The sequence below is a fragment of the Vibrio sp. Vb0304 genome (genome assembly GCF_033338995.1).
Classification (GTDB): domain Bacteria; phylum Pseudomonadota; class Gammaproteobacteria; order Enterobacterales; family Vibrionaceae; genus Vibrio; species Vibrio alginolyticus.
In genome coordinates this window covers 1-2,182 of record NZ_JAWOTT010000062.1, presented here as the reverse complement: position 1 = coordinate 2,182, position 2,182 = coordinate 1, and the positions used below count along the sequence as shown (strand labels likewise).

General features: G+C 46.8%; 2 protein-coding genes. Both read right to left on the bottom strand.

The features are described from left to right. A partial coding sequence (locus R7P35_RS23715; protein ID WP_411978885.1) for a DedA family protein occupies positions 1-268 on the bottom strand: 268 nt, incomplete at its 3' end. A 198-nt stretch (positions 269-466) separates the two neighbouring features. Continuing rightward, positions 467-1,999 (bottom strand): bifunctional GNAT family N-acetyltransferase/carbon-nitrogen hydrolase family protein, encoded by a 1,533-nt coding sequence (locus R7P35_RS23710; RefSeq protein WP_318092763.1) that lies wholly within the window; start codon positions 1,997-1,999, stop codon positions 467-469. Between the last annotated feature and the right edge of the window lie 183 nt (positions 2,000-2,182).

Genomic DNA, 2,182 nt, shown 5'->3' with positions numbered 1-2,182 from the left:
AACCTTTTTTATCTAGCCATCCTTCAAAGTAGTAGCCAAGTAAGTAGCCACAAGTATTGCCTAAAAAGCAGCTGAGCCAAGATATAACCATAACCATACTCAGATTCATGACTTGTTCTGAGGCCAGAATTGACGCTGCGATCATCAAAGATTGCCCAGGCATGGGAATGCCAATACCTTCAAAAAAGATGCTGACAATAAGCGCAAGGTAGCCGTACTGCTCCAGCAGAGGCTTCATGGAGATGAGTAAAGCGTTAATGTGTTCCAAATGCTTTCCTCTAATAAAATCGGAAGGAAATGGGAGTGATACTCCTGTTGTTTTCTCTGGTCAATTCTTGTTTCTCATTCCCGAGAAAAACTGACACACCTCTGATAATTGTGTTTACCTGATGCGCTGTTGCGCTGGATTCCGCTCGCCGTTTGGTTCGCGACGGCGAGCGGTCATTACCCTGGCTTGGGTCTCAGGCTACTCTTTTGGTGTTGTGAACGCACCGTACAAATCGAGGCGTCGATGGCGTAAGTTCGTTACCGAGCCTTCGGTGTTGAGCTGTTTCAGCTTGGTTAAGTCAACATCGGCAAAGATGATCATTTCCGTATTCGCACTGGCTTCCGTCAATGTGGCGTCGTGGGGGAAATAAATGTCTGAAGGTGAGAACACCGCTGATTGAGCATATTGAATGTCCACGTTGTCCACGCGCGGTAAGTTGCCGACACTGCCGCCAATCGCCACATAACACTCGTTTTCGATCGCGCGAGATTGAGAACAGATCCGCACCCGTTGATAGCCGTTTTTGGTATCGGTCCAGAATGGCACAAAAATAATTTGCGCACCTTGTTCGCCGAGCATACGACCCAACTCAGGGAACTCGCTGTCGTAACAAATCAGAATGCCGACCTTACCAGCATCGGTTTCGAACACTTGTACATTATCACCGCCATCAATTACCCAGTCTTTTTGTTCGTGTGGCGTGATGTGGATTTTGTACTGAGCGTTAATTTCCCCATCGCGTTGCAGTAAGTACGCAACGTTGTAGAGCTTGCCATCTTCGATGAGCGGCATACTGCCAGCAATGATATTGATGTTGTAAGTGACCGCCATTTGCGAGAAACGGTTTTTGATCTCTTCTGTAAAGCTAGCAAGAAAGCGAATAGCTTCAACCGAGTTTTGATCGTTTTGCAATCCCATCAACGGAGCGTTGAAGAACTCGGGAAATAAAGCGAAGTCGGCTTTGTAGTTGGCCAGAGAGGAGATAAAAAACTCGGCTTGATCGAGCAAGTCTTCCAAATCGTTCATCGCGCGCATTTGCCATTGCACCACGCCAATGCGAATCAAGGTTTTCTCAATGTCGTGAACGGATTGAATGTCTTCCTCGTAGAAAAAATTATCCCACTCTAGCAACGTGGCGTAGCCTTTTGAGGCGTTATCTTCTGGCAAATAGCCACGCATGATGCGTTTAACATCAAAGTCATTCGCAAGCTGGAATGAGAGGATCGGGTCGTGCAATTCGCGGCGTTTTACTTTGTCGATGTACTCTGCAACGCTCAGTTCATCCGCGTATTGGTGGTAATTCGGAATGCGGCCACCGGCTAGTATCGCTTTAAAGTTTTTGCTGCGGCACAACTCTTTGCGCGCGTCGTAAAGACGTCGGCCCAAGCGAAGCCCACGGTAATCAGGGTGAACAAACACATCTAGGCCATACATGGCATCGCCTGTCACTTGGTTCTGAATGACGTTATTTTCGGTGATGATGTCAGTGTACAGGTGAGGAAGTGAAAATCGGTTGTAGTCCACTTTGATCGTCAGCGCAGCGCCGACAATTTTGCCGTTATCCTCAATACAGATTTGTCCATCGGGAAACTGATGAATGAGATCCATGATGGTCAGGCGTGGCCATGAGCCGCCCACATCAGGAAAAACGAGGTCCATTAATTCCGCGAGCTCTGGGTAATCGGTCGGCTCAATGGTACGTAAAGAGAGTCTTGGCGTGTTGCTGTCCATATCCTACTATCCATTTATCCTTTTCAAATAGTATGGATGAGAATGCCATAAATTTAACCATACTTACATTTGAGGCGCGGTAGGTGATAGGCTCTGCACAATCTTCATATTTATACTGGTTTCATATCGGTAGCTTTAGGTATGATGGGTAAGTTTGTCTTTTAACCAGTCATGAAAAAGTGC